The sequence below is a fragment of the Paenibacillus farraposensis genome (assembly GCF_020736845.1).
GTDB classification, from domain to species: domain Bacteria; phylum Bacillota; class Bacilli; order Paenibacillales; family Paenibacillaceae; genus Paenibacillus; species Paenibacillus farraposensis.
Window position 1 is genome coordinate 95,991 of sequence record NZ_JAFFQR010000015.1, and the last position, 25,318, is coordinate 121,308.

A 25,318-nucleotide genomic window follows, 5' to 3' on the forward strand; every position below is an offset into this window, starting at 1 on the left:
GACCCATGCTCCCGCAGGGGCCTGGGGAGCGGCCATGAATGAATGGTCAATGCCTCCGGTTGTATATACCGGGGGCGTTTTTGTGTACTATTCCTGTATAATATATCATAGTTAAATAGTCATTTAAGAATGGAAGGGGGAACCGGGTCAGATGAAATCTTATGCGGAGGACTTGCAGGAACAGGAGAAGGCGCTGGAAAACATACGGCACAAGTTAGCGTTGCTGCCGGACGCATCGGGCTGTTATCTGATGAAGAACGGCCAGGGCACCATTATTTATGTCGGCAAGGCCAAAGTGTTGAAAAACCGGGTCCGTTCCTATTTTACAGGTAGCCATAACGGAAAGACGCAGCGACTGGTAGCCGACATCCGTGATTTTGAATATATCGTTACAGCCAGCAATATGGAGGCACTCATTCTGGAGTGCAATTTGATCAAAAAGTATCAGCCGCGCTATAACGTGTTGTTGAAGGATGACAAAACCTTTCCATATTTAAAAATTACGAACGAGGCCCACCCCAAGCTGGAGGTGACCCGGCGCGTTCTCAAAGATAAAGCAAAATATTTTGGACCTTATCCTAATTCCTATGCTGCACATCAGACGAAGAAGCTGCTGGATCGCATGTATCCGCTGCGCAAGTGCGGTGTGATGCCAAAGGAAGTATGCCTGTACTACCACATGCACCAATGTTTGGGGCCCTGTGTAAAAAAGGTCGATAAGGAAACATATGACCAGATTGGTCAGGAGATTGCTTCTTTTTTGAGCGGGGGACATGAGGAAATTAAAAAAGATCTTCAGCGTAAAATGCAGGAGGCCGCAGAGGAACTGTACTTTGAGCGTGCCAAGGAGCTGCGGGATCAAATTATCAGCATTGACGCCATGATGGAAAAACAGAAAATCACAACATCGGATGCCAAGGATCGGGATGTATTCGGTTTTTCGGTAGACAAAGGCTGGATGTGTGTACAGATCTTATATGTTCGCAAAGGTAAAATGATCGAGCGGCATATGTCGACTTTTCCTTTCTACGGCGAGGCGTACAGTGATTTTATGTCCTATGTGACGCAATATTACAGTGACAACCCGGCAGTCCCACAGGAAATTTTGCTGCCGGATACCCCCAAGCTGGTACAGCAGGCAGAAACGGACGCACAGAATGTAGAATATAACGCTGAGCGGCCTGCTGACGTATTACTGGTGGGTGAAGAACCAGCTTCTTATGCGAAGACAACAAACACAGAGCAGATTGCAGATCAGGAGACCGGGATTAAGGAGACAGGCGCCAAACTTGCCGGTGGACTGGTGGAGCCTGCTGCGGCGGCCCTTGCTCTGGCTGAATGGCTGGAAGTGAAGGTACTTGTGCCTCAGCGCGGGCTGAAGAAACAAATGACCGGAATGGCGACGGAAAATGCACGTGTCGCTTTGGATGAGAAGTTTAAGTTGATCGAGCGGGACGAGGAGCGGACATCCAAGGCCGCCAGCAATCTGGGGCGTGCTATTGGACTGGAGCAGTTGCATCGGGTCGAAGCATTTGATAACTCCAACATACAAGGTTCTGACCCTGTTTCCGCCATGATTGTATTCATTGACGGCAAGCCTGCCAAAAAGGAATACCGCAAATATAAAATCCGCTCTGTACAGGGGCCGGACGATTATGAAACGATGCGTGAGGTTATTCGGCGTCGATATGAGCGTGTGCTGAAGGAAGATCTGGAGCGCCCCGACCTGATTATTGTCGATGGTGGACGCGGGCAAATGAAGGCAGCAATCGATGTACTGGAAAATGAACTGGGCTTGTGCATTCCTGTGTGCGGCCTTGTAAAGGATGCCAAGCATAGAACTTCCCAGCTATTAGTGGGAGAATCTTTTGAGGTTGTGAAGCTGGCACGCAATAGCGAAGAATTTTATTTATTACAGCGGATTCAGGACGAGGTTCACCGTTTTGCCATTACATTCCACCGGGAACAGCGCGGCAAATCCATGGTAACATCCCGTCTCGATTCCATTCCAGGCATCGGCGAGAAGCGGCGCAAGCTACTGCTGAAGCACTTTGGGTCTCTCAAAAAAATAAGAGAGGCCAGCGTCGAAGACTTCCGGCCTCTTTCGATTGGTGATAAGCTTGCTCGTCAGATTATAACTGCCCTTCGGGAGGAGGAGTCGTAGAATACGGCTCCTCTTTTCTTATGATTATAGAATTTGTAAATTTTCAGTGGAGCTGAACGATTCTATAATCGCAAGAAAAAATTCCGCTAAAGGCGGTCTGGCTTCTGTGAAAGTACGTCGTTAGGCGTTTTTCCTAAGGGCTCAAACATGATTCGATTCGGTTTTTTGGGACTAAACCAGTAAAACATGTAACCCACAAGGGCCGGAAGTACAATCCAGAACAAACCTGCGATCAGGTTCACGGTATTTCCTAGGCTCATTACACTAAAGCTCATGAGGATGCTGTCAAAAATAACGTGGCTGAACATAGCGGCGATAAAACCGTAGCGCAGGAACACAAAACTGAACAGCAAGCCGAGGAAGGTCAGCTCAATAGGTCTGGAAAAGACCGGATAGATCGGATACAGGGTATGCCCCAGAGCCCATATGAGCGTGGTGATCAGTGAAGCGACGAAAGTACTCCTCACTATTTTTTTCACCATCGGAATACCGAACAGACGATATACGGCTTCCTCCCCAATACCTGCCATCCAGGCCATAATCGGCAGTAGCCATGGATAAGCCATATTGTATGGTGATTGGGTGGCATCTGTGGTGGAGAACGTGTGAAATGTTCGCTCCAATATAAAGAACAAAATGGATTGTACTCCAAGTAAAATAAAGGCCCACAGGTAGCCAACATACATACTGCGAAGCACATACAGCCCGTAGCCCGGCTCTTTGGCACGTGGCCATACATTGAGTCCAACTTGACGCATAAGCCCGTCACCGCCGACCAGTGAGAAGTAGAGTGCTACGGTCATAGCCAAGGAAATGACAATCTGTAAAACCATGAGAAATAGAAACGCGCCTTTACTGCCTGCTTCTGCCTGTAGCAATGGCAGCATGTTTAGTGTGCCAACCATATTGGCAACAAAATACACAACTGACAGTGCAATGCCGCGTACAAAGGATGTATGGCGTCGTGTGAGTGAGGCATATACAATCGCGAGTACACCCAATACAAAGCTAAACAAGGCATAACCGGCATAAGTCATCCAGTTGGCCCAGTAAGTTTGCTTATTGACATAATCGGTATAAGACGATGGGACAGAAAAGCTTTGCGCAAACGAGCGAACATCCCCATCTTCAAAAGTAAACATCAGTGTAAGCACTGAGGAGCCGATTTGTTTACCATTAACGGTGTACTTTAATCCACCCTCCCCTTCGCTGGTCACAAGCTTCAGATCCGAAGGCTTAAAGCCAAAACGTTTGATCCATACAGCTGCCGCTTGCTCTTTGGCCTGGAGTGTCATGTCGCCCTCGGCCGCGCGTACAAGTCTGCTGCGTTCTTGTTTATCCGTAGAAATATCGGCCTGCGTATAATTGATGCTGGAGGTCAGGCGCTTAAAGCTGACGACCTTGCCGGTGGATAAATCAACGTGAATTTGCCATTTGCTCTTCGTAGAAGTCTCAGGGAGATCAACCCGAAAAGTTTCATAAGGGTAGCTTTTTTTCCATGTACGGTCGTACTGTGGAAGCAGTTTTTCTCTGGACAAATAGCCGTACAAATCCGTTTCTGCCTGATAGGTGACGACGGGTTTTTCTGGTAGCGTATCAGTATAGCCCAGCTCGGAGCGGGCAAAGTCCAGTGCGTGCATAACCGCTTCTTGCTTGCTGATGGTAGATGTGTTCATCAATGATTCCGGATTTGGGTTGCTAAGCGAGGGAATCAGCAATTGAAAAATAAAAAAGCAAATCAGGCCAATCCCGGCCAGCAAGCCTAATTTTTTGAAGTTAACCGAGAGCACGACCGGTTTCCCGATAGGATTCATGAACTTCCTCCTTCATTTATAAATAAGTGCATCCATTAAAGATATCATACTGCACAGGTTACCGCCAACACACCTCAGATATTCATGAAAATGAAGTGAAAACACCCTAAAGTTTCAATAAAATAAGATAACCAGCGATTAAACCATGCCTATTCGCAAAATAAGGTTAAATTAACGTTTTTTCGAGGAAATTGATTTTGTGATCTGGGTACATAAGTATTATAATTTTGAAATATATGCCTATAAAATTAATAGGTAACGCTTTACATTTGAGCCGAATTTCCATAGGAAAACGGGGAACCATGTTACTGGGGTGAAATTTACTGCCGGTCTCGCACCGGACGTGTAGATAGCATAATGGTACTACCCGAATCCGTCAGCTAACCTCGTGTCTTTACCTTGATAAGGTTAAAATTCAGAGGCAAAGGCGAGTGCTACCGCTTCTCCAGATTCAAATGGACCGCTTCGCTGGTGCCCGCCTTAAAGCCATCAAACGTTCCATGAGGTATGGTGAGTAACTGAAAGGGAACTAAAAAGAGATTGGTGATTTTATGGGCTGGCAGTAGCGGAGGGGGCAGAATTGTTCTGGAGAAGTGAAAGCGTTTTCCTTTATTACTGGTTTTTACCATTAAAGGGCTTATAAAATCAGAAAACAATCTGGGGGTAACAGCAATCGGAAGAATAATCTGCACCCGGAGCGATCTCCATGGTCATAATTCACCAAGTAGGGAAGTGATGATTTCATGAATCCCAATGCCAGCTGGTTTCGGTTTTCTCCACCGCAGATATTTGTTGCGGGCTTTGCCATAATCATTCTAATTGGTAGTTTATTGTTAATGCTGCCGATTGCCAATACAACCGGGAAGCCACTTGCGTTTATAGACGCTTTGTTTACAGCGGCCTCCGCGACCTGTGTCACAGGACTTGTCGTTAAGGACACGGGTACCTTTTTTACAACCTTTGGTCAGGTAGTGATCGCAGCGCTCATTCAGGTCGGCGGTCTCGGTTTTATGACGATGGCAACACTGATTGCGCTGGTATTCAAGCGTCGGATTTCCTTACGGGAACGCCTCATTTTGCAGGAAGCAATGAATCAGACCTCTATAGAGGGAATCGTCGGCTTGATCCGCAAAGTGTTATTGTATTCGCTGGTCATTGAGGGCGTGTGTGCTGTAATATTTGCGGTTCGATGGTCCTTAGATATGCCTGTAGGCAGGGCGATTTATTTTGGAATCTGGCATGCGATCTCCATGTTTAACAATGCCGGGTTTGATTTATTCGGAGAATTTAGCAGCCTGACACGCTATGTATATGATCCCATTGTCAATTTTACAGCTATGTTTTTGATTATCTCGGGAGGCATCGGCTTTGTGGTGATGTCAGATCTGACAGAATATCGCAAGCGTCAGCAACTGGCCTTGCATACCAAGGTCGTACTTAGCATGACGGCGGCCCTGATTGTGGTCGGTACGCTCGTCATTTTTGTGTTTGAATTTACGAATCCGAAAACACTGGGCTCGCTCGATTGGGGAGGAAAGCTGCTGGGATCACTGTTCCAGTCGGTCACACCCCGTACTGCTGGTGCCAATACATTGGATATCGCCAGTTTACGGCAGGCAACACAATTTTTTATCATTATATTGATGTTCATAGGGGCTTCCCCCGGTTCTACTGGAGGCGGAATTAAAACAACCACATTCGCGCTGCTCATTGGAGCGGTGATGTCAATGCTGCGAGGCCGGGAAGACATTGTACTGTTCAAATATCGGCTTGCACAAGGACGAATTTACAAGGCTCTGACCATTACACTGCTGGGATTGTTATTCGTAATCGGGGTAACGATGATCTTGTCGGCAATCGAGGATCATCATTTTCTGATGATCTTGTTCGAAACGGTGTCCGCCTTTGGGACAGTCGGACTATCGATGGGGCTTACACCTGATTTGACAGTCGTTGGCAAGCTGGTAATTACCTTGACGATGTTTGCAGGCAGACTGGGTCCGCTCACGCTCGCTTATGCTCTGGGTCCCAAAAAGGGGAAGGAATTATATCGGTATCCTGAAGGTAAGATGATTATAGGGTAGGGGAGCTTTCGGTAGATATGAAAACGCAGCAGCAGTTTGTAGTTATTGGATTGGGGCGATTTGGCTCAAGCCTGCTTTGCAATTGATGGATATGGGCATACGGGTGGCTCATCAACTGGTCACACCTAATTTGCTCGACTATTTGGAGCTATCCAAAGAATACAGTATTGTGGAACTAAATGTACCGTATTCTGATTGCACCAACGGCTATGGATCGGCTAAAAGCGGACGATATCATGGTTATTATCGGCTCCAATGACAATATCGCCCGCTTCGAGCATGAGGTTGTGAACATTAATCAAGAAGGCTGACCTCTACTACACCATACGATAGCCTGCAAAAGAAGCCCGTGTCTCACTAATCCACTGGCGAGCGGTCGGGCTGAGATCAGCCGTCTCCGAATAAATAAGAGAGGTCGTTCGGCGTGTCTCCTTCAGATCAGGCAAGTACAGCGCAGTAAGTCCATTATCCCGCAACAGCTCGCTGCGCAAATAGGATTTGGGCAGTAGTGCCGAGGCCTTGCAGATCGTAAGCAGACGTACAATCGCTTCGAAGGAGTCGATTTCCATGCGGATATCCGGCATAATACCGCTACGCTGGAACAAGTCATCCGTCAAGCTGCGATACCAGGTTCCTTTGGAGAAAATAATCATGGGCAGCCCTTGCAGGTCTTTCATGGAGGCGGTCCCTGCTTTGACCGTCAATTCATGTCCGATCGGAACGACCAGCTCCAAATGATCGTCAAATAACGGAATGCAGCGCAATCCAGCCTCATGAATGGCAGATCCGACAACACCGGCGTCTGCTTTTTTGTCGCGTACAAAGGCGACGATTTCATGGGTTTTGCCTGTGAGTAGTTTTAACTCAGTTTGAGGATGCTTGCCCATAAAGGCTTCGACAAGGGTAGGCAGCGTCGTTTGTAGTGTCGTGAGACTTGCGCCCAGCGTGAGCATGCTTTGGGCTTCGTTTTTGTGCTGGGACAGCTTCTGTAAAAAGCGGACCTGTCGTTGCCGCTGCTCCAGCGCGAAAGTATATACAAATCGCCCTGTTGACGTGATTTCAAGCCGCTTGCCCCGCCGATCAAAGAGATGTACACCTAGTTCTTCCTCCAGCTTGGCGATTTTGCGGGACAAGGCAGGTTGGGACAGATTCAGCAGCTTGGAGGCTTTATTCAGGCTCGATTGCTCGACAATAACAGCAAAGGCGTTTAAATCCTCAAACAAATCATCCACTTCCTTTCTATATGCAAAAAAAACATAATAATTAATACGTATATTGCAATTCCATTATAAGTCGAAAAGGAGTAACATAAAAGCGACACAAGATGTTCACACTTTTGTTTTTCCCTTTAAGGGATACCTTGTTGGACATTTTCTGTGAAAGCGCCATTTCAAGATTATAGAATATTTAGTGAAGCTGAGCCATTCTATAATCGCAAGAAAAACTTCCGCTAAATACGGTCTGGCTTCTGTGAAAGTACGTCGATAGACGTTTTTCTCATATTTTATATTACTATTGAAAACGCTATTATTAGGAGAAGGGGGCATTATTTATATGAAAGGATTTTACTCCAGAAAGCTGCATTCGCTTCTTGGCGTCATCCCGCTGGCTCTATTTTTTGTTGAGCATTTGGTGACCAACTTCACTGCAGTAGAGGGTGGGAAGGAAGGATTCAATCGCAGCGTAGCCTTTCTGAATGGTTTGCCGTTGGTGATTGTACTTGAAACGCTGTTCATTTACTTGCCATTGCTGTTCCATGGAATCTATGGCTTGTATATTGCTTATCAGGCTGATCCGAATGTCAAAAGGTTCGGCTATTCGCGCAACTGGCGCTTTCTGTTCCAACGCATTACCGGCGTCATTACGTTCGTGTTCATTATTTGGCACGTCTTTGACACGCGCATTCAGGTTGCTCTGGGTAATGTAACGCATGAGGAACTGGGCGGTGTAATGCACGGGATTGTGACGAATCCAGTCTATTTTATTCTGTATTTAATCAGCGTAGTATCGGCTTCTTTCCACTTTGCCAACGGACTATGGGCATTTATGGTCAGCTGGGGCATTACCGTGGGACCGCGTGCACAAAAGGTATCCTCTTATATCTGCATGACCCTGTTCGTGGTGGTGTCCTTGGGCTTTATCGCTTCTTTGATTGCATTCCGCGGCGCGGAATTCCAGGAAACGGCTACCGCAATGATACAATGCAGCGCGATTCAGCAGCTACTGTAAACGTAATTCATACGATAATATCGCTTTTAAATTTTATATCCAACGGACAAGAGGATTTTATAAATCCTGGAAAAAAGGAGTGAGCAGAAATGGCAGCATCCAACATTATTGTCGTGGGCGGCGGTCTGGCGGGCTTGATGGCTACGATCAAGGCAGCAGAAGCAGGGGTTCACGTTCATTTATTTTCTTTGGTTCCGGTAAAAAGATCCCACTCCGTTTGTGCTCAAGGCGGCATCAACGGTGCGGTAAACACCAAGGGTGAAGGAGACTCGCCTTGGATTCACTTTGATGATTCGGTTTATGGCGGGGACTTTCTGGCCAATCAACCCCCGGTAAAAGCAATGTGCGAAGCAGCTCCAGGAATTATCCATCTCATGGACCGCATGGGGGTTATGTTTAACCGGACACCGGAAGGATTGCTGGATTTCCGCCGGTTTGGGGGTACCCAGCATCATCGGACAGCCTTTGCTGGAGCGACCACAGGACAGCAGCTCCTGTATGCTTTGGATGAGCAGGTTCGGCGCTGGGAATCCGATGGTTTGGTGACCAAATACGAAAACTGGGAGTTTTTACAGGCGGTGCTGGATGAGGAAGGCATCTGTCGTGGGATCTGCGGGCAGGATTTACGTACAATGGAAGTGAAAACGTTTGTAGCGGATGCCGTTATTTTGGCAACGGGCGGTCCTGGCATTATTTTCGGCAAAACGACAAATTCCGTTATTAATACCGGTACTGCTGCCGGTGCAGTTTATCAGCAAGGCGTACGCTATGCGAATGGTGAGTTTATCCAGATTCACCCGACGGCTATACCAGGTGATGATAAGCTGCGTCTCATGTCCGAGTCGGCACGGGGCGAGGGGGGCCGGATTTGGACGTACAAGGACGGCAAGCCGTGGTATTTCCTCGAGGAAAAGTATCCTGCTTACGGAAATTTGGTCCCGCGCGATATTGCGACACGTGAAATATTCAGTGTATGCGTCGATGAAGGGCTTGGCATTAACGGTGAGAACATGGTGTACCTTGATCTGTCCCACAAGGACCCGAAAGAGCTGGATGTAAAGCTGGGCGGGATTATTGAAATCTATGAAAAATTTGTAGGTGATGATCCGCGTAAAATTCCGATGAAAATTTTCCCGGCTGTCCATTATTCAATGGGCGGCATGTGGGTGGATTACAATCAGATGACGAATATACCGGGGCTGTTCGCTGCCGGGGAATGTGAATTCCAGTATCATGGAGCGAACCGTCTGGGTGCGAACTCGCTTCTATCAGCTATTTATGGCGGAATGGTGGCTGGACCGAAGGCTGTGGAATACATTAAGGGGATCAAAAAATCAGCACAGGATGTAGCTTCCTCCGTGTTCGATGCAGCGGTAAAACAGCAAACAGAGAAGTATGAGCGTATTTTGCACATGAACGGCAAAGAAAATGCCTATGTACTTCATAAAGAGCTGGGCGAGTGGATGACGAACAATATGACCGTCGTTCGGTATAATGACAAACTGGAAGCTACGATCGACAAAATCAAAGAGCTGAAGGAGCGTTATGCCAACATTAACATTAATGATGCTTCACGCTGGAACAATGCCGGTGCGGCGTTTACACGCCAGCTGTGGAATATGATGGAGCTGGCTGAAGCGATGACCAAGGGGGCGCTGCTGCGCAACGAAAGCCGCGGGGCCCATTACAAGCCGGACTTCCCGGATCGCAACGATGAGGAGTTTCTGAAAACAACCATTGCAGACTGGACACCGGAAGGACCGCAAATTTCATATGAAGCAGTCGACGTTTCGCTGATCAAGCCGCGCGTACGGGATTATTCCAAAAGCAAATAATGAAAGGAGTGTATGTAGATGTCGGAGCAAGCAGTGAAATCGGATAAAACGGTGAAGTTCATTGTGACGCGTCAGGATGAGCCGAATGCCACTCCATATAAAGAAGAATTCGAATTGCCATATCGGCCAGGGATGAATGTCATCAGCGCCCTCATGGAAATTCAGCGCAACCCGGTGGACAGTCACGGTAAAGAAACGGCACCGGTCTGCTGGGAGTCAAACTGTCTAGAGGAAGTATGCGGAGCCTGCTCTATGGTGATTAACGGCAAGCCGCGTCAGGCATGTGCCGCGCTGGTTGATAAGCTGGAGCAGCCGATTACGATTGAGCCGATGAGCACCTTCCCGGTTGTGCGGGATTTGGTCATCGACCGTAGCCGGATGTTTAATGCGCTGAAGAAGGTCAAGGCATGGATTCCGATTGACGGCACCTATGATCTGGGTCCTGGCCCCAGAATGGCGGAGAAAAAGCGTCAAATGGCGTATGAGCTGTCCAAGTGCATGACCTGCGGTGTCTGCCTGGAAGCTTGCCCGAATGTCAACGAGAAGACGACGTTCATTGGACCTGCGGCGATCTCTCAGGTTCGTCTATTTAACAGCCATCCGACAGGAGAGATGAACCAGGAAGAACGATTGGACGCCCTGATGCAGGATGACGGACTGGAGGGCTGCGGCAATTCGCAAAACTGCGTACGCTCTTGCCCAAAAGGAATTCCGTTAACTACCTCTATCGCCGAAATGAACAAGCAAACGACCAAGCATATGTTCAAGCGTTGGTTGACTGTCTAGCCTCTCTAGCAGCAGCCAGCGGACATGTTATATCAAAACAGGCTTTTTCCCAATCGGAAACAGCCTGTTTTTTGCGTTCACAGGAGATGAAGGCAGCATGGAAGAGAGTCGTATAGCACTTATGGTATAATTATGATATTGTATATCGTTTTTGGAGAAAAAGGAGGCTGGACAGGTGACTGTACAACCGATAACGCATCGGCCTGTCACTAGGTCGGATGTAATAAAAGGACTAGAGGAGCTGGGAGTTCGGAACGGAATGACGCTGCTTGTTCACTCCTCGATGCGCAGCTTCGGACGTTTTGTTCTGGGCGGGGCCTCTGCCATTCTTGCGGCATTAACAGAAGCGATTGGCCCGAAAGGAACGCTGGTCATGCCGACACAGTCACATGACTTGACCGATCCGTCGAACTGGATGAATCCACCTTTGGATGAGTCTTGGTGGGAGCTTGTCCGCGAGGAAATGCCCGCTTATGACCCTGCCTGGACGCTGACCGGGGGGATGGGGGTCATTGTAGAAACATTCCGCGGTCTGCCGGGAACAGAGCGCAGCGGGCATCCGCACGTGTCGCTGGCGGCACGCGGGCCTGCTGCTTCAGGCTTGCTGGAAGATCATCCGCTCGACTTTGGACTGGGGGAACATTCTCCACTGGCGAAGCTGTACGAGATAGATGCCTATGTGCTGCTGCTGGGCTGCGGACATGACAGCAATACGTCTTTGCATCTGGCCGAATATCGAACGACGTATAACGGACGTGAAAAAATCACACATCAAGCGCCTATGATGGTAGATGGGTCCAAAGTATGGGTATCTTTCCAAGATTTTAATATTAACTCGGATGATTTCGAGCAGTTAGGACATGATTTTGAACGGGATTGTCCTAGTTGCTTTACTCGTGTCAATATCGGAGAGGCTTCGTGCTTTTTGGCAAGACAACGTAATTTGGTAGACTATGCGGTGCAATGGCTGCCTGCCAATCGCTAGAATTTTCGAGAGAGTGAGAATTTCCGAAGAGCGAACTGAGAAATAGATATCAAGGGGGCAGGCATATGGAGAAGACGCCGCAAACCCGCCGCGAGAATCAGGATGGTCTGAACAATGAGACCGCAATCCCACCTGGATCTTCGCGGCGTTCCGCTTCAAACGTCCCAGCGAACCCTTCCCGTCGCCGTTTTTTGAAAAAAGCGGTTTTAGCCACAGCGGGAACTGTGCTGTTGACTGGCGGATACGCTTCCTTATGGGAGCCTAACCATTTGGAGATTACACGCTTCACCTTATCTCTGCCCCGTCTACCGGTTGCTTTTGACGGGATCAAGGTCGTACATTTCAGTGATGTGCACCTGGGTTTTTACATGGATGAGCAGGATCTGCGTGGGCTTGCGGACCGGATTGCCGGCCTGGAGCCGGATTTGCTCTGTTTTACAGGTGATATTGTGGATGACTTTGCGATATCCATGAAGGCTGCGGTTCCGGTTATGGCTTCCATGCACGCGCCGCTTGGCAAATTCGCCATTCTGGGCAATCATGATTATAGGGGCTTACCGGCCGGAGTTCAGGAATTATACCCGAAGACCGGATTTACGTTGCTGAGGAACGAGCATGCCATTGTGGAGCGGGCGGGACAGCGTGTGGCGATTGTTGGTTTAGAGGATCCTATTATGGGGAAGCCCAATCCGCGCCGTGCCATTCATGGCCTCCCCGAGGAGATGTGCAAGCTATTACTGATGCATGAGCCGGATTATGCGGATGTGGCGGCGCGAATGTCCTTTGATCTTCAACTGTCGGGGCATACGCATGGAGGACAGATACGTTTGCCTGTCATTGGAGCACCGATGCCGCCTCCGGGCGGACGCAAATACATTCAGGGGCTGTTTCATATAGGGGCAAACCGGATGCCGCTTTATGTCAGTCGCGGGATTGGCATGACACATCTGCCGATTCGTATGCTGTGCAGACCAGAGCTTAGTGTTATTACACTAAAATCTGGCCAATAGGCCATAATATTTTTATCTTCACCAGCATGCGCCTAGAGCTGCATAAAGAAGGCTTGAATATAGTGTAGGGATGTAGCTGTTTCGGACAAAGGAGTGAGGTTTTGATGGATCGTATTGCTGTCATTTCAGATATTCATGGCAATTGGCCAGCCTGTGAGGCGGTGCTGGAGGATATTGCTTCCCGAGGCATTAGCCATGTATTTTGTTTGGGGGATCTGATCGGCAAAGGGCCGAGCCCATGCGAGGTTCTGGATGCTATCCGTCAACATTGTGGGGTTGTTGTGCGGGGGAATTGGGATGAACTGGTGGTCAGCATTGCCGATGAGCTCAATTTTAGCTGGCAAGCCGAGCGCTTGGGCACAGAGCGAGTACAGTATCTGGCACAGTTGCCGTTTCATTATGATTTTAAAATGAGCGGTCGTCGTATCCGTCTGGTGCATGCCTCTCCCCAAAGTGTGCATCACCGCGTACAACCTTGGGATGAGCCGGAAAAAAGATTAGCGATGTTTGATCCGTTAGCTGAGGAGCACGGAAAAGACGCTTTTTCCCCGGATGTGGTAGGCTATGGAGATGTACATAATGCCTTTATTCAGCATTTCCAAGGAAAGACGCTTTTTAATGTCGGGAGTGTTGGCAACCCGCTGGATATCACCCAGGCTTCTTACTGTATTCTGGAAGGAAGCATGGGAGAGGAGCAAGCAGCCCCTTTTTCCATTCATTTTGTACGTGTGCCTTACGATATAGAACTGGCGGTGAAGCAAGCAGAAGAAGCAGATGTCCCCTCTTTGTCCTATTATATTCGGGAGCTGCGCACAGGCATTTACCGGGGAATTCAGGATCTGGATTAATATCATGAGCATTCAATTCAACAAGCCAATCCATCCGCAGGAGGGATCATCGTGCTGACGAAACAAATGCTTCGTTCAGGGCTCCCGGCGCTGTATGCCCCGCGTGTTCGATTGCGCCAGCTAAAAGCGGAGGATTATCCTTCGCTAGAGCGGATGCTGTCCGATCCGTTAGTCATCCGCTACGTGAATCGAATTCGCAAGCCCGTCCATGCGCGAATGCAGCGTCTGGTTGCCCAAATCAAAGTAGCTGCTGCTTCCATGGATTCCCTGCATTTTGCAGTGGAATGGCGCGAAGCAGATACAGATCAAGGCAACGGAACGGATGAACTCAACGAGGAAGCCAGGGAACTTTTGCCTTCAAAGCTGCTTGGCATTGCTTCTTTTCAGCAATGGAATGAGGGCACGGGCGAGGCGCAACTGGGGTATATTTTAGATCGACCCTTCTGGGGGCAGGGGCTGGCTACGGAGGTCGTGGACGTGATGCTGAAATTTGGCTTTGGCTCCTTGAAGCTTCGACGAATTGAAGGTCGCTGCCAAGAGGATAATCATGCTTCCGTGCGTGTGCTTGTCAAAAACAGGATGCGGCTGCTCCGCATCATTCGTTCCTATGATCATTCAGGCGAGGTACCGAATGTATTGGTGTTCTCAATTACCCAAGGGGATTATGCATAGAATTCGAAGAGGAATATTTTGTTACAAAGATGAAATATAACTGCAAAACAACTCTAACACAGGACGGGTACAATACAGACATGACCCCCTTTTGAATAATATATGTTGCTGAGACCCGGAGCTTCGGGTCTTCTTTTTTTTTGAGGCCAGTCTGTTCGATGATATCAGGGCATTTTTCATGTTAGGGACCCGAAGCTTCGGGTCCCTCTTTTTTATAGCAGTTGGCCCTCTCTACGATTACAGACACACCTATGATTCAATAAGAGCGGTACAGGCGATCTATCAGTTCGGGAAGCCATTCATGGAGAGAAAGAAACGATTATCCCTCTGACTGTATGTCTTAAGTACATTTACTTAAAGAATAATACTTAAAACTACTTAACAAATCGTGCAATAATACTTATAATTATATGTGGAGGTGATCCTTATTTATCAAGAAGAAAGGTTAGTCAAAATTCTGGAGAAGCTTCATCAGGAAAAGATGGTTTCAAATCAGAGAATATGCGATATGTTGGGTATTTCCAGAGACACTGCCCGGCGGGATTTCATTAAATTAGTGGATGAAGGTGCTGCGATAAGAACTCATGGAGGTATTGCTCTGCCCCAGTTTAATGACAAAATCAAAGCATATAAGGAAAGGATCCATGCTTCTTCTGAAGATAAATATATCATTGGAAAAATAGCTGCTTCTTATATCAGCAAAGGTGACCTTTGCTTTCTGGACGTCTCGACAACAGTAAAATTTCTCTGTGATCAACTCCACACCAGTTCTATAGTTTATACGCATTCCCTCGATAATGCAGCAGCACTGTCTAATAACAAAAAGGTGGATGTATACCTGCTAGGAGGAAAGTTGAATCAAGAAAATCGATTTTTTTTCGACGCTACTATGGCATCTCAGTTAAATAATATTTACTTTGATAAAGTTTTCCTTGGTGCAGCGGGTATTCTAAAAGATGGCATCTATTATTCAAACATTGAAGATGCAATCATAAAAAATGTAGTGGCAAAACGATCAAAAGAGGTTATTCTGTTGGCGGATTCACAGAAATTTAACCAACTCAGCTCCTATAAGGGGGTTGATTTTAGTGATATTGATACAATCATTACCAATGAAAAGCCACCAGATAACTTTAGAAAAATAGTTGAGGAAAATAATGTTGAAATCAAGCTTATTCATGAAGGGAAGGAAGTAAAAGATTATTTCTCGGAGGGTTAACATGACGAAAATAAAAGCAGTTTTCAGTGATATAGACGGGACTCTGATCAATTCCAGTCACATGATAACCGAAAAAACAAAGCTTGCGGTCCAAAAAGCAACAAGCCTGGGTGTACCATTTGTTCTTGTTTCTGCTAGAATGCCAAGTGGAATCTTGCCGCTCCAAAGGGAATTGCAAATCGAGTCACCAATTATTTGCTATAGTGGTTCCCTGGTCATAGACTGCAGGAGCAACACAACTATTTTTAGCAAAGGCTTGCCTCAAGAGAACGTGATTGGCATTCATGAGACCGTAAAAAGTAAATTCTCCAATATTCATATGAGCATCTACAGCCATGATCAATGGGTTGTCGAAAATCCACAAGATGAATGGGTTGTTCAAGAGCAAGATATCACCGGTGCTCAGCCAGTTCAGGCCAACTTTAAAAGCTTCATCAATACAAGCCCGGAAGTGCATAAAATCCTTTGTATGGGTCCGGCTAAGGAAATCGACAAGCTTGAAAAAGTATTAAAAAAAGATAACGCCGCTCTAAACATCTACAAATCAAAAGATACGTATTTGGAGATTATGCCTGGAGATGCTTCGAAATCCAAAGCGATTCAGCAGATTCTTAACCAATATCATTTCAAGAAGGAAGAAGTTATGGCCATCGGTGACAATTTCAATGATATTGACATGCTGAAATTTGCGGGGCTGGGCATTGCAATGGGGAATGCGCCTGACGAAGTTAAAAAGCATGCGAACCAAGTCACATACGGCAATGATGAAGAGGGATTAAGTTTGAGTTTAGAAAAGAACGTCTTCAGATAATTCGGAAAGAGGTTGATAAGTATGAAAGGTGACTGATGTCAGAGGATTTGAATCTGAAGAAGCACGAGCGTTCGCCTTTGCAATGGGATTCCACTTGTTAAAGAGCTTATACAATCCAGAGAATCCCCTTGCAACAGCCATCATAAGATTTTATCATCCGTATAGCAGTCGATTACCGCCTAATCAAAACTCCTGCTTTATATTTCAATCTTCGTTTCCATTTCGTCGAGTGCGAATTTATAGAATTAGCATAAAGCGCGTGATGTCATGCTTTAGCTTTTTGAGATTGTCTATAGAATCTTCTACATGCATATGTAATTCTCCTCACCCAAAGATATCAAACAATTTAAAGCGTCACCGGAATTTTGCGTTTTTCTTTAAAATAAACCCATTCACGGAAGCCAATATCCTTCAGCATTGCCTTCACTTCATCCCAATCATCGCCTACACGTGAAGGCTTGTGGGCATCTGACCCAAATGTGACCTCTACACCAAAATGATGAGCTCTTTCTAAAATAGATGCGGACGGGTACCATCCGCCACTCAGCTTGGTTTTACCTGAAGTGTTAATTTCAATAGCCACACCGCATTCCGCGATGACCCGCAAGGTTTTATCAATCGTCTCATTGGCAGGAATGTCTGAAAAAGCCGGGAAATTCCCCTTCATCGCATCAATATGGCCCAAAATTTGGAACATCCCGCTGCGCGCAGACTCCTGAATGAGTGAATAGTAAGCACGTTTGACCTCGATTTTGCGAGCGTCACTTAATTTTTTCCAACGGTTACGATTAAAAATGCTGTCCCCTTCAACGTTGTGAACCGACCCGATCAGGTAATCAAACGGATAAGGGGCGAGTGTAGAACGATACAGCTCCGCATAATCAGGAAAATAATCGGTTTCCAGTCCGAGCAGGACGTCGATGCGGCCTTCGTATTCTTTTTTTAGCTGTTGAACCTCTTCGACGTACTCGGCAAGCTGGGATTTGGCCATATAAATTTTCGGAAAAGCTTGATCCTGCTCGCTGCCCAGGAAAGGGGAGTGGTCCGAAATGCCAATCGCTTGCAAGCCCGACTGAATGCCTGCTTCAATATAATCTCGAATGTTGCCGTCCGCATGACCGCAACGGAAATGATGGGTGTGCAAATCAAATTTCATAGCCTTTCTTCCTTTCGTAATCAAGGTTCATAATTCCATATGGTGTTCATCGCCAATTACATTATTCAGAACTGGTAAAATTCGTTTCCGGCATCCCTTTCAGATCACTTAAAAATTGCTGCATAGCCGAGTTAAGATATCGACCGGATTTATAAATCACTCCTACCGGATGACTTACCTCCAGTTCGGGAATATGGATCAATTTTAATGTGCCTGTACGCAGCTCGGAAGTGACCGACAATCTGGAGATAATGGCAGCACCCAGATTAATTTCAACCATCCGTTTGACTTCCTCACTGCTGGACAGCTCAATCACGACATGCGGCACGATCTGGTGCTTTTTAAATACATCGTCCACGAATTTTCGTCCTACCGTATCGGGAGAGAGCAGGATGAGCGGAATTTCCCGAAGGGCTTCAATGGTAGCATGCGGTTGGGAGGCCAGTGGATGAGTAGGAGATACGACAAGCTCAAAGAAATCATAATACAGAACTGAAGTGCTCAAATTCGGATTTCGCTCGATCAGATAGCCGATGCCAACATCAATAAGTCCGTTCTCCACCTGCTGATAGATCATGGAGGAGGCCATGGATTGAATGGAGGTTTTGATGAGCGGGAACTGATCCTGGAAGTAGGAAAGCACGCGCGGTAAAATCTGAATGGCGATGGATGTGGTGGTACCCAGCGCAATATGCCCCTGAGGGGTTTCATTTAAATCGTACAATCTCTGCCGTAATTCCTCCACAACCTCCAGTATGCGCTCGGCGTGCTCCAAAAAAACAGCCCCACGGTCGGTCAGAGTGACGGGTTGGTTGCGGTCAATCAAAATGGTCTTGAACTCGTCCTCAAGACTTTTGATTTGGGCGGACACCGCAGGCTGCGTCAAATTGAGAAGTTCTCCGGCTTTTCGGAAACTCATGGTTTTGGAAATCATGATAAGCGTTTCGAGTTGACTGATGTTCATGAAGTTCCTCCTTTCTTATCTTCATCCTGTCGCAGCGGTATAGACTGAGTATTTTTAACCAATTCCCATTTCATATGTAAAACCGTCGTTATGAATTATTTCATTAAATTATAGGTGATTCGGGCACGAAGGGCAATGAACCGAAGCAGAGCACTGTAAAGTATGGTATAATGGAAAATAGAGACTAAAGTCCTGATATGCATCAAAAATGATCCGTTAAACTTCAATTAGGAAGTGGGATATAGGACATTTTTCACATTTTTTTGTGATTTAGCTATAAATAATTGCCGGGATGCTGTCGATAAGTGATAAAGAGAGCATTTTGTTGAGAATGGATTTCGCTGGGATCATCATTTGAATTTAAAATTCTAATCAAAATGGGACTTTTGTTGTGTGTCTAAAAGCCCATCGCAAAGGGGCGCAATGATCGTGAAGGCAGAAGTGATAAATCCTTTTTTGGAGTCGGCGCGACGGGTCATTGAACAATTGATCCAAGTCTCCCCCTCACCCGGTAGTCTCGGTATGAAAAATGTCGAGCTGGTAGATGACTATATCTGGATCATGATCGGCATGACCGGGCAGATTAGTGGAAATATTGTGTTCGGCCTCAATGAACAGGTGGCGCTACGTATGGTATCAGCAATGATGGGCGGATTTGTTTTGACTGAAATTGACGAGATGGGAAAAAGTGCAATTTCCGAATTGGGCAATATGATTAGCGGAAATGCCAGCACGATATTGTCCAGTCAGGGAATCGTCGTCGACATCACTCCTCCGCAGGTGATGAAAACAGCAAACCTGACTACTTTTGTGCCTCAGCGTGCCCTTTCTATTCCGCTTACCATGGAAGGAATCGGAGAACTGGATATTCAGGTCATGATCTCTTAATATTAAAGAAGCAGTTTTTCTTTAGTATGGAGGGATGACGGTGAGTGTATTACAAGACAAGATAGTTGTAATTACAGGTGCATCCAGCGGGATCGGTGCCCTCTGTGCACGGTTATTAAGCGAAAAGGGTGCCATCCCCATTTTAACCGCTCGCTCGCAGGAGCGGCTGGAGCAAGTGTCTGCGGGAATCAGCGGCAGACATGAGTTGATTCCACTGGATGTCACCCGTCAGAAGCAAATAGAGGCCGTTGCTACCCGGGTATTGGAGCAGTACGGACGGGTCGATATCTTGCTCAACAATGCGGGTTACGGAAAGTTTGAGTATTTTCATGAAACAAACCTGACGGAGTTTGAACGAATGATGGACGTAAATTATATGGGAGCTGTTCGCTGTATTAAGGCGTTCCTGCCGCAAATGACAGAGCGGCGCAGCGGGCAGATTGTCAATGTAGCGTCTATGGCCGGGAAAATCGGGACAGCCAAATCGACTTCCTACACAGCGACCAAGCATGCACTGCTCGGTTTCAGCAACGCGCTTCGGCAAGAGCTGCGCGGGAGCGGAGTGACTGTAACGACGATTAACCCAGGACCGATTGATACGCCTTTTTTTGATCTTGCAGATCCTTCAGGTGGATATGTTCGTAATGTAGGTTGGTTTATGCTAAAGCCGGAAAAGGTAGCACAGCACATTGTGAGAGCGATAGAGCTTCGCCGGGAAGAGGTGAATCTGCCGCGGTGGGTATCTCCTTTCCTCAAGCTGTATCAATTGGCTCCCAGACTGACCGACAGGCTGGGCCACGGTATCATAAACAAGAAATAGAAGATGTCCCAAAAGCCATGGGTATGGTGAGGGGCATCTTTTATTTTTGTGATTTGGTAACGAGGCTGTTTTCGCATATAATGAAGAGTAACGAATTTACGTATAGGGGTTGGACCTTTTCATGACATTGAACTTTGAATCGCTCGGCGTTGAACAAGATTTGCTGACCAAGCTGGCTGAGCATGAAATTACACAGCCTTCGCCGGTGCAGGCACAGGCTATACCCGAAATCCTTAAAGGAAGGCATGTAATGGCGCGTTCACAGACGGGCACAGGGAAGACACTGGCCTATTTGCTGCCGCTGTTGCAGGCGATTGCCCCCCAGAAAAAGGCTGTTCAAAAGATGATACTGGCCCCAAGCCAGGAGCTGGCCATGCAAATTGTCCGCGAGGGTCAGCGTTACGGGGAGCATCGCGGAATCCGCGTGCTTGGCCTGATTGGCGGAGCAGCCATCAAACGCCAGATTGAGAAGCTGAAGGATCATCCGCAGCTTGTTGTCGGCACTCCAGGACGTGTACGGGAGCTTATTGCTGCGAGAAAGCTGAAGATGCACAATATTACAACCATCGTCATCGATGAGGTGGATCAGATGTTCCAACTCGGCGGAGCAGGTGATGTGAAGAATATATTGAGCGCCGCGCAGCGTGATCGTCAATTGGTATTCTTGTCTGCAACGCTGAATGACGAGATTCAAGCACTGGCGAAGCGTGAGATGAATGATTACGCGGAAATCGGGATTGATCCGGATCAGAAGACGGCCAGTGGATTGGAGCACTACTACTTTGTAGCCGAGGAGCGGGATAAGGTAGATATGCTGCGCCGGCTGGTGCGTCATTTTAATCCGAGAAAAGCGCTGGTATTCGTAAATACCATTAATGCCATCGGAGAAATTGAAGCCAAGCTTAATCATATCGGGCTGACTACAGCCTCCTTATATGGGGAAGCGGATAAGGTCACACGCAGCAACGTACTGGCGCGATTCCGCGAGGACAAGCTCAAGGTGCTGGTCGCTTCCGATGTGGCAGCCCGTGGCTTAGACATTGAAGGGCTGGAAATGGTCATCCATTTTGATCCGGCTACGGATAGCCAGGCCTATGTTCACCGTGCAGGTCGAACAGGGCGGATGGGACGTAAAGGATTGGTGGTGTCGGTTGTTACCGAGCGTGAAACGTTCATTATGAGAAAGTTCTCTCGTGAACTGGGCATCCATATCACGGAGCGTACGTTGCACGGGGGGCGTGTTGTCGTGCCTAGGCCGGGGGATGCCAAACGTGCGCCTGTAAGGCCATCCGAGGCCAGACCGGCTTCTGACGGAGCGGAAAACGGCAAGGCGCCTGTGCGTAATGAGAACGGACGTCCCGGCAGAACGGCTGCGGCCGGTTCGGCTCCAGGCAAGAAGAAAGGAGCAGCCTTGTCCAAAGCAGGAAAAGCGGATCGCGAGCGTGATCGCAAAAACAAGGGTGCGCCAAGATGGCTGAAGGAAAAAGGATCAAAACCGAACGGATAAGGGAGAAGAGGGGAAGCTATGGAACAACAGCCTGTATTGCAAATTAACGGACTGACCGGCGGATACAGTGCCAAGCGTCCGGTGCTGCATCAGATTTCGCTCGATGTGAAGCCGGGTGAAATGGTGGGATTGATCGGTCTGAACGGGGCCGGGAAAAGTACGACGATGAAGCATATTTTGGGTCTGATGACACCGCAGGCCGGAGAAATTCTCGTGCAAGGGCATAAGCAGGATGAAAATCCCGAGCAATATCAGGGAGCGATTGCTTTTGTACCCGAATCTCCAGAGCTGTATCCTGAAATGACAGTGATGGAGCATATGGAATTCACTGCCAGGGCGTACGGAGTCAGTGAAGCGGATTTCCGCACGCGCAGCAATCAGATGCTGGACCTGTTCCGCATGCGGGACAAGAGCGGAAGCATGTCGATGCATCTTTCCAAAGGGATGCGTCAGAAAGTCATGATTATGTGTGCATTTCTCGCGGGACCACCGTTGTATGTCATTGATGAGCCTTTTTTGGGCCTGGACCCGCTAGGTATTCGATCTCTGCTGGACTTTATGCTGGAAATGAAGCGTTCAGGTTCATCCATTCTGCTCAGTTCCCACATCTTGTCCACGATTGAAAATTATTGTGATCGCTTTATTGTGCTTCATCAGGGTACTGTTATTGCCCAGGGGACGCTGGACAAAATAACAGCACAGGCGGGTAAGCCGGGCATGCCGCTGGAAGATGCATTTTATGAGCTGGTACAAGGCAGGGAATGAGCATGGACTTGCAGCGTTTACATAAAGAAAGACGTGTTGCGTTCTGGGGACAAGTACTACCCTATCTGGGCTATGTCATTCAGAGCGGCCTGGCAGTGGTCTTCGGCTTTGCGCTGATTGCCTTTGCTGCATGGTACACGTCGCTGCTGATGCATACTCCGCCGGATTTGCCCATCCGCTGGATCATGCTGATTACAGCTATTCCGATTGCTCATGCAAGCTTTCGTACGTATTTGAATACAGCGGACATTGTGTTCCTGCGTCCGCAGGAATATGCGATGCAGCATTATTTTAAGGCCAGCCGCATTCGGGGCGTGGTGTATAAAATATTTGGTCTGCTGCTGCTGTCTATTATCGCGTGGCCGCTGTATATTCGTAGCGATGCCGCGCCTAAGCCGCTGCTGTTAACCCTGCTGCTATTTGTCCTGTTGAAGCTGCTGTTCAGCTATGGCGGCTGGCAGGAGCTTCGCATGGTATCGGCTGGCGCAAGCTTAGGCTATCGGCTGCTTCGATGGGTGCTGGCAGTAATGATGGTGGCCGCATGGCTGTGGCAGCCTCCGCTGCGCAGCTTGCCGTTTATGGTACTGGTCAGTGTCGTCTACGTGCTTGTCCTGCGTTTTCCGGTCAAGCTGTTAGTAGCTTGGGAAAGGCTGATCCGGACAGAAAGCATGCAAGCCGCTCGGGTGATGCGCACTTTGGGCTGGTTCGTCGATGTACCTGCTCTTACGCAGAGAGTGACTCCTCGCCGCTGGCTCTCCTGGCTGGGAGGGAACATCCCGTGGGACAGAAAGGGAGCGTATCGCTATCTGCTGTTTAAGACGTTTTTGCGTACAGAACCCGCGGGTATTGTCATTCGGCTAGGGTTACTGGGTCTGTTGATTATATATATCACCCATACGAGCTGGATTGGCATTGCGGTATATTTATTTTTTATATTCCTCATAGGTGTGCAGATAACTTCGCTCAGGCAGTATCACAAGGATTCGCTGTGGCTTCAGCTATATCCGATTCCTGCACAAAGCCGCCGTGCATCTTTTCTCGACTTTGTCGTTCGAATGACGTTGCCTGCTGCCGTAGTCTTGTGGCTGCCTTTCCTGACCAAAGGCAGTGAGGATTTACTGTCTACGCTGCTCACGCTGGCCGGTGGAATTCTTGGGGTGTTTATGATCCGGGGAACACAGGCCAAAAAATGGCGTTCGGATGGACAAGATGAGGAAGAAGTGTAATCTGAATTTAAATGGATAAAGAATAGGCTAATCCACAAGCAGCAGGGGCTGTTTGCAGGGTTAGCCTTTTTTGTGCGGTTGCTGCCAGATCACCTTATATTTTTTATTAATATGGAAGTTTGGAAAGGGAAAAGCACCCAATGTCGAGAATAAAAGTATGTAACCATTATCAATTGGAAAGTGGGAAAGACGAGATGCTGGTCGATAAGCTGCTCGTGAACATATTTCTTGTGTTTGTGCCATTACTGGTGTATAGCGCTTTGTCGGATCACCGATATATGAAACATACCCAACTGCTTATGGGAGGGGTACTGGGTGTGTCTTCTGTTCTGTGCATTGCTTTTTCGTACATTTGGTATGGCTTATACTGGGATCTCCGCTATGTTCCTTTGATTTTATCCGTGCTGTATTTTGGCCCGAAGGCAGGATTGCTGAATATAACAGTGATGGTGTTAGCTCGTATGTATATAGGTCCGGACTCCATAGATGTCGGGCTTCTCAGCATGATCTTGTGTTATCTGGGCCCTTTCCTGGTGAGAAGAACGTTTATGCAGCTCAAAGGCATGTTTTTCCGGGCGGGCATCAATATGCTGATGAGTATATGGGCCAGCTTGGTTATGCTGAGTATGCTTTTAATACATTCCTGGGCTAATGCTAATGGCAGACTGGATAAGGAGGAAATCGAACTGATCAAGATCATTATCGGGTTTGGTATGATCCAATTCCTAAGTGTTGGGGCGTCTTCATTCTGGATGGAGTTCAGTCTGGAACGGGAAGAAATGAGGAATAAGATTCGACAGGCGGAGCGTATCAACACATTGGGCGAACTGGCTGCCTCTATGGCCCATGAAGTACGGAATCCGTTGACTGTCGTTAAAGGGTTCCTGCAAATGGTTCAGTCAGAGCTGGAAGGGAAAAATCACAGGTATATTGCTTTGGCGCTGGCAGAGACAGATCGGGCTGAAAGAATTATTAGCGACTATCTGAGCTTGTCGAGACCGCAAATTGGCAAAACAGAGCTGATGGATTTATCGGGTATGGTGGAGCAGATTGTTCTGCTTCTGAATCCGATGGCGACCAAGCAAGGTGTAAGACTATATACAGAGCTAAAAAATGAAATATACGTATATACAGATCGTAACCAACTGCTGCAGGCGTTAGTACATGTGACGAAAAATGCGATTGAGGCAGCCGAGGATGGAGGCAGGGTATACATAACGCTGATAATTCATGAACAAAAGGCATGCCTGAGTATTAGGGATAATGGGAAAGGCATGAGCCGGGAGCATCTAGATCGAGTGGGCACTCTGTTTTTTTCGACCAAGGAGGTAGGAACGGGACTGGGAACAGCTGTCTCCTTTCGAATCATTGAAGCAATGAACGGGAGTATACGTTATGAGAGTGAACCGGGAGTCGGAACCGTGGTTATCATCCTGCTGCCGCTGGCACAGGAATCGTTGCTTACTGCTGAAGGATAATTTGTCCGAAAGTGTGTTTGACGAGCACTCAGCCCACAAAAAACGGTATGCCGCAAC

22 protein-coding genes, 1 pseudogene and 1 riboswitch are annotated in these 25,318 nt (G+C 47.7%); of the genes and pseudogenes, 18 read left to right on the plus strand and 5 right to left on the minus strand.

What is annotated here, in order from left to right; all coding sequences use genetic code 11:
• Nucleotides 1–151: 151 nt before the first annotated feature.
• Entirely contained in the window at nucleotides 152–2,164 is a 2,013-nt protein-coding gene (uvrC, locus tag JO375_RS03390) for an excinuclease ABC subunit UvrC (RefSeq protein WP_229523134.1), read from the plus strand.
• 86 nt (nucleotides 2,165–2,250) lie between these two features.
• On the opposite strand, the gene JO375_RS03395 is transcribed toward uvrC, so the two are convergent.
• Nucleotides 2,251–3,978, minus strand: coding sequence for a CPBP family intramembrane glutamic endopeptidase (locus tag JO375_RS03395; RefSeq protein ID WP_229523135.1), 1,728 nt, complete (start codon nucleotides 3,976–3,978; stop codon nucleotides 2,251–2,253).
• Between the two features lie 262 nt (nucleotides 3,979–4,240).
• Nucleotides 4,241–4,387, plus strand: a riboswitch (cyclic di-AMP (ydaO/yuaA leader).
• Between the two features lie 25 nt (nucleotides 4,388–4,412).
• Nucleotides 4,413–4,670 (minus strand): hypothetical protein, encoded by a 258-nt coding sequence (locus JO375_RS03400; protein ID WP_229523136.1) that lies wholly within the window; start codon nucleotides 4,668–4,670, stop codon nucleotides 4,413–4,415.
• A gap of 51 nt (nucleotides 4,671–4,721) precedes the next feature.
• Here JO375_RS03400 and JO375_RS03405 point away from each other — a divergent pair, with 51 nt between their 5' ends.
• Nucleotides 4,722–6,062 (plus strand): TrkH family potassium uptake protein, encoded by a 1,341-nt coding sequence (locus JO375_RS03405; protein WP_229523137.1) that lies wholly within the window; start codon nucleotides 4,722–4,724, stop codon nucleotides 6,060–6,062.
• Nucleotides 6,063–6,150: 88 nt separating this feature from the next.
• Nucleotides 6,151–6,373 (plus strand): annotated as a pseudogene (locus tag JO375_RS03410) (TrkA family potassium uptake protein); the annotation flags it as partial.
• Nucleotides 6,374–6,379: 6 nt separating this feature from the next.
• On the opposite strand, the gene JO375_RS03415 reads toward JO375_RS03410, so the two are convergent.
• The gene (locus tag JO375_RS03415) at nucleotides 6,380–7,285 is read right to left on the minus strand and encodes a LysR family transcriptional regulator (RefSeq protein WP_229523138.1); all 906 of its coding nucleotides are present in this window, start codon (nucleotides 7,283–7,285) and stop codon (nucleotides 6,380–6,382) included.
• Between the two features lie 331 nt (nucleotides 7,286–7,616).
• On the opposite strand from JO375_RS03415, the gene JO375_RS03420 reads away from it, so the two are divergent.
• The 9 genes from JO375_RS03420 (at nucleotide 7,617) to JO375_RS03460 (ending at nucleotide 16,457) form a co-directional block, all read left to right on the plus strand.
• Nucleotides 7,617–8,291, plus strand: coding sequence for a succinate dehydrogenase cytochrome b558 subunit (locus JO375_RS03420; RefSeq protein ID WP_229523139.1), 675 nt, complete (start codon nucleotides 7,617–7,619; stop codon nucleotides 8,289–8,291).
• Between the two features lie 89 nt (nucleotides 8,292–8,380).
• A complete protein-coding gene (gene sdhA / locus JO375_RS03425; RefSeq protein ID WP_229523140.1) occupies nucleotides 8,381–10,126 on the plus strand; it encodes a succinate dehydrogenase flavoprotein subunit in 1,746 nt (581 codons plus the stop codon).
• Between the two features lie 18 nt (nucleotides 10,127–10,144).
• Entirely contained in the window at nucleotides 10,145–10,912 is a 768-nt protein-coding gene (gene sdhB / locus JO375_RS03430) for a succinate dehydrogenase iron-sulfur subunit (RefSeq protein ID WP_229523141.1), read from the plus strand.
• 175 nt (nucleotides 10,913–11,087) lie between these two features.
• On the plus strand, nucleotides 11,088–11,897 hold the full coding sequence (locus JO375_RS03435; protein ID WP_229523142.1) for an aminoglycoside N(3)-acetyltransferase: 810 nt from the start codon (nucleotides 11,088–11,090) through the stop codon (nucleotides 11,895–11,897).
• A 65-nt stretch (nucleotides 11,898–11,962) separates the two neighbouring features.
• Nucleotides 11,963–12,907, plus strand: coding sequence for a metallophosphoesterase (locus JO375_RS03440; RefSeq protein ID WP_229523143.1), 945 nt, complete (start codon nucleotides 11,963–11,965; stop codon nucleotides 12,905–12,907).
• A 104-nt stretch (nucleotides 12,908–13,011) separates the two neighbouring features.
• On the plus strand, nucleotides 13,012–13,755 hold the full coding sequence (locus JO375_RS03445; RefSeq protein ID WP_229523144.1) for a metallophosphoesterase family protein: 744 nt from the start codon (nucleotides 13,012–13,014) through the stop codon (nucleotides 13,753–13,755).
• A gap of 51 nt (nucleotides 13,756–13,806) precedes the next feature.
• Complete coding sequence (locus JO375_RS03450) at nucleotides 13,807–14,427, plus strand: GNAT family N-acetyltransferase (RefSeq protein ID WP_229523145.1); 621 nt, start codon at nucleotides 13,807–13,809, stop codon at nucleotides 14,425–14,427.
• A gap of 418 nt (nucleotides 14,428–14,845) precedes the next feature.
• A complete protein-coding gene (locus JO375_RS03455; RefSeq protein ID WP_267497662.1) occupies nucleotides 14,846–15,646 on the plus strand; it encodes a DeoR/GlpR family DNA-binding transcription regulator in 801 nt (266 codons plus the stop codon).
• Nucleotide 15,647: 1 nt separating this feature from the next.
• Nucleotides 15,648–16,457: a Cof-type HAD-IIB family hydrolase gene (locus JO375_RS03460; protein WP_229523146.1), complete on the plus strand. Its 810-nt coding sequence runs from the start codon at nucleotides 15,648–15,650 to the stop codon at nucleotides 16,455–16,457.
• A 346-nt stretch (nucleotides 16,458–16,803) separates the two neighbouring features.
• Here the strand turns inward: JO375_RS03460 and JO375_RS03465 are convergent, their stop codons facing one another.
• Both JO375_RS03465 and JO375_RS03470 read right to left on the minus strand, forming a co-directional pair.
• Entirely contained in the window at nucleotides 16,804–17,613 is an 810-nt protein-coding gene (locus JO375_RS03465) for a histidinol-phosphatase (RefSeq protein WP_229523147.1), read from the minus strand.
• A 61-nt stretch (nucleotides 17,614–17,674) separates the two neighbouring features.
• Complete coding sequence (locus JO375_RS03470; protein WP_229523148.1) at nucleotides 17,675–18,577, minus strand: LysR family transcriptional regulator; 903 nt, start codon at nucleotides 18,575–18,577, stop codon at nucleotides 17,675–17,677.
• 429 nt (nucleotides 18,578–19,006) lie between these two features.
• Here JO375_RS03470 and JO375_RS03475 point away from each other — a divergent pair, with 429 nt between their 5' ends.
• The 6 genes from JO375_RS03475 (at nucleotide 19,007) to JO375_RS03500 (ending at nucleotide 25,261) form a co-directional block, all read left to right on the plus strand.
• Nucleotides 19,007–19,465 carry a chemotaxis protein CheX gene (locus JO375_RS03475; protein WP_229523149.1) on the plus strand — a complete coding sequence of 153 codons (459 nt, stop codon included), beginning with the start codon at nucleotides 19,007–19,009 and terminating at the stop codon, nucleotides 19,463–19,465.
• Nucleotides 19,466–19,505: 40 nt separating this feature from the next.
• Nucleotides 19,506–20,285 carry an SDR family NAD(P)-dependent oxidoreductase gene (locus JO375_RS03480; RefSeq protein WP_229523150.1) on the plus strand — a complete coding sequence of 260 codons (780 nt, stop codon included), beginning with the start codon at nucleotides 19,506–19,508 and terminating at the stop codon, nucleotides 20,283–20,285.
• 121 nt (nucleotides 20,286–20,406) lie between these two features.
• Complete coding sequence (locus JO375_RS03485) at nucleotides 20,407–21,792, plus strand: DEAD/DEAH box helicase (RefSeq protein WP_229523151.1); 1,386 nt, start codon at nucleotides 20,407–20,409, stop codon at nucleotides 21,790–21,792.
• Between the two features lie 18 nt (nucleotides 21,793–21,810).
• Nucleotides 21,811–22,557: an ABC transporter ATP-binding protein gene (locus JO375_RS03490; RefSeq protein ID WP_229523152.1), complete on the plus strand. Its 747-nt coding sequence runs from the start codon at nucleotides 21,811–21,813 to the stop codon at nucleotides 22,555–22,557.
• Nucleotides 22,558–22,559: 2 nt separating this feature from the next.
• The gene (locus JO375_RS03495; RefSeq protein WP_229523153.1) at nucleotides 22,560–23,783 is read left to right on the plus strand and encodes an ABC transporter permease; all 1,224 of its coding nucleotides are present in this window, start codon (nucleotides 22,560–22,562) and stop codon (nucleotides 23,781–23,783) included.
• Between the two features lie 194 nt (nucleotides 23,784–23,977).
• Nucleotides 23,978–25,261: an ATP-binding protein gene (locus JO375_RS03500; RefSeq protein WP_322098693.1), complete on the plus strand. Its 1,284-nt coding sequence runs from the start codon at nucleotides 23,978–23,980 to the stop codon at nucleotides 25,259–25,261.
• Nucleotides 25,262–25,318 lie beyond the last annotated feature (57 nt).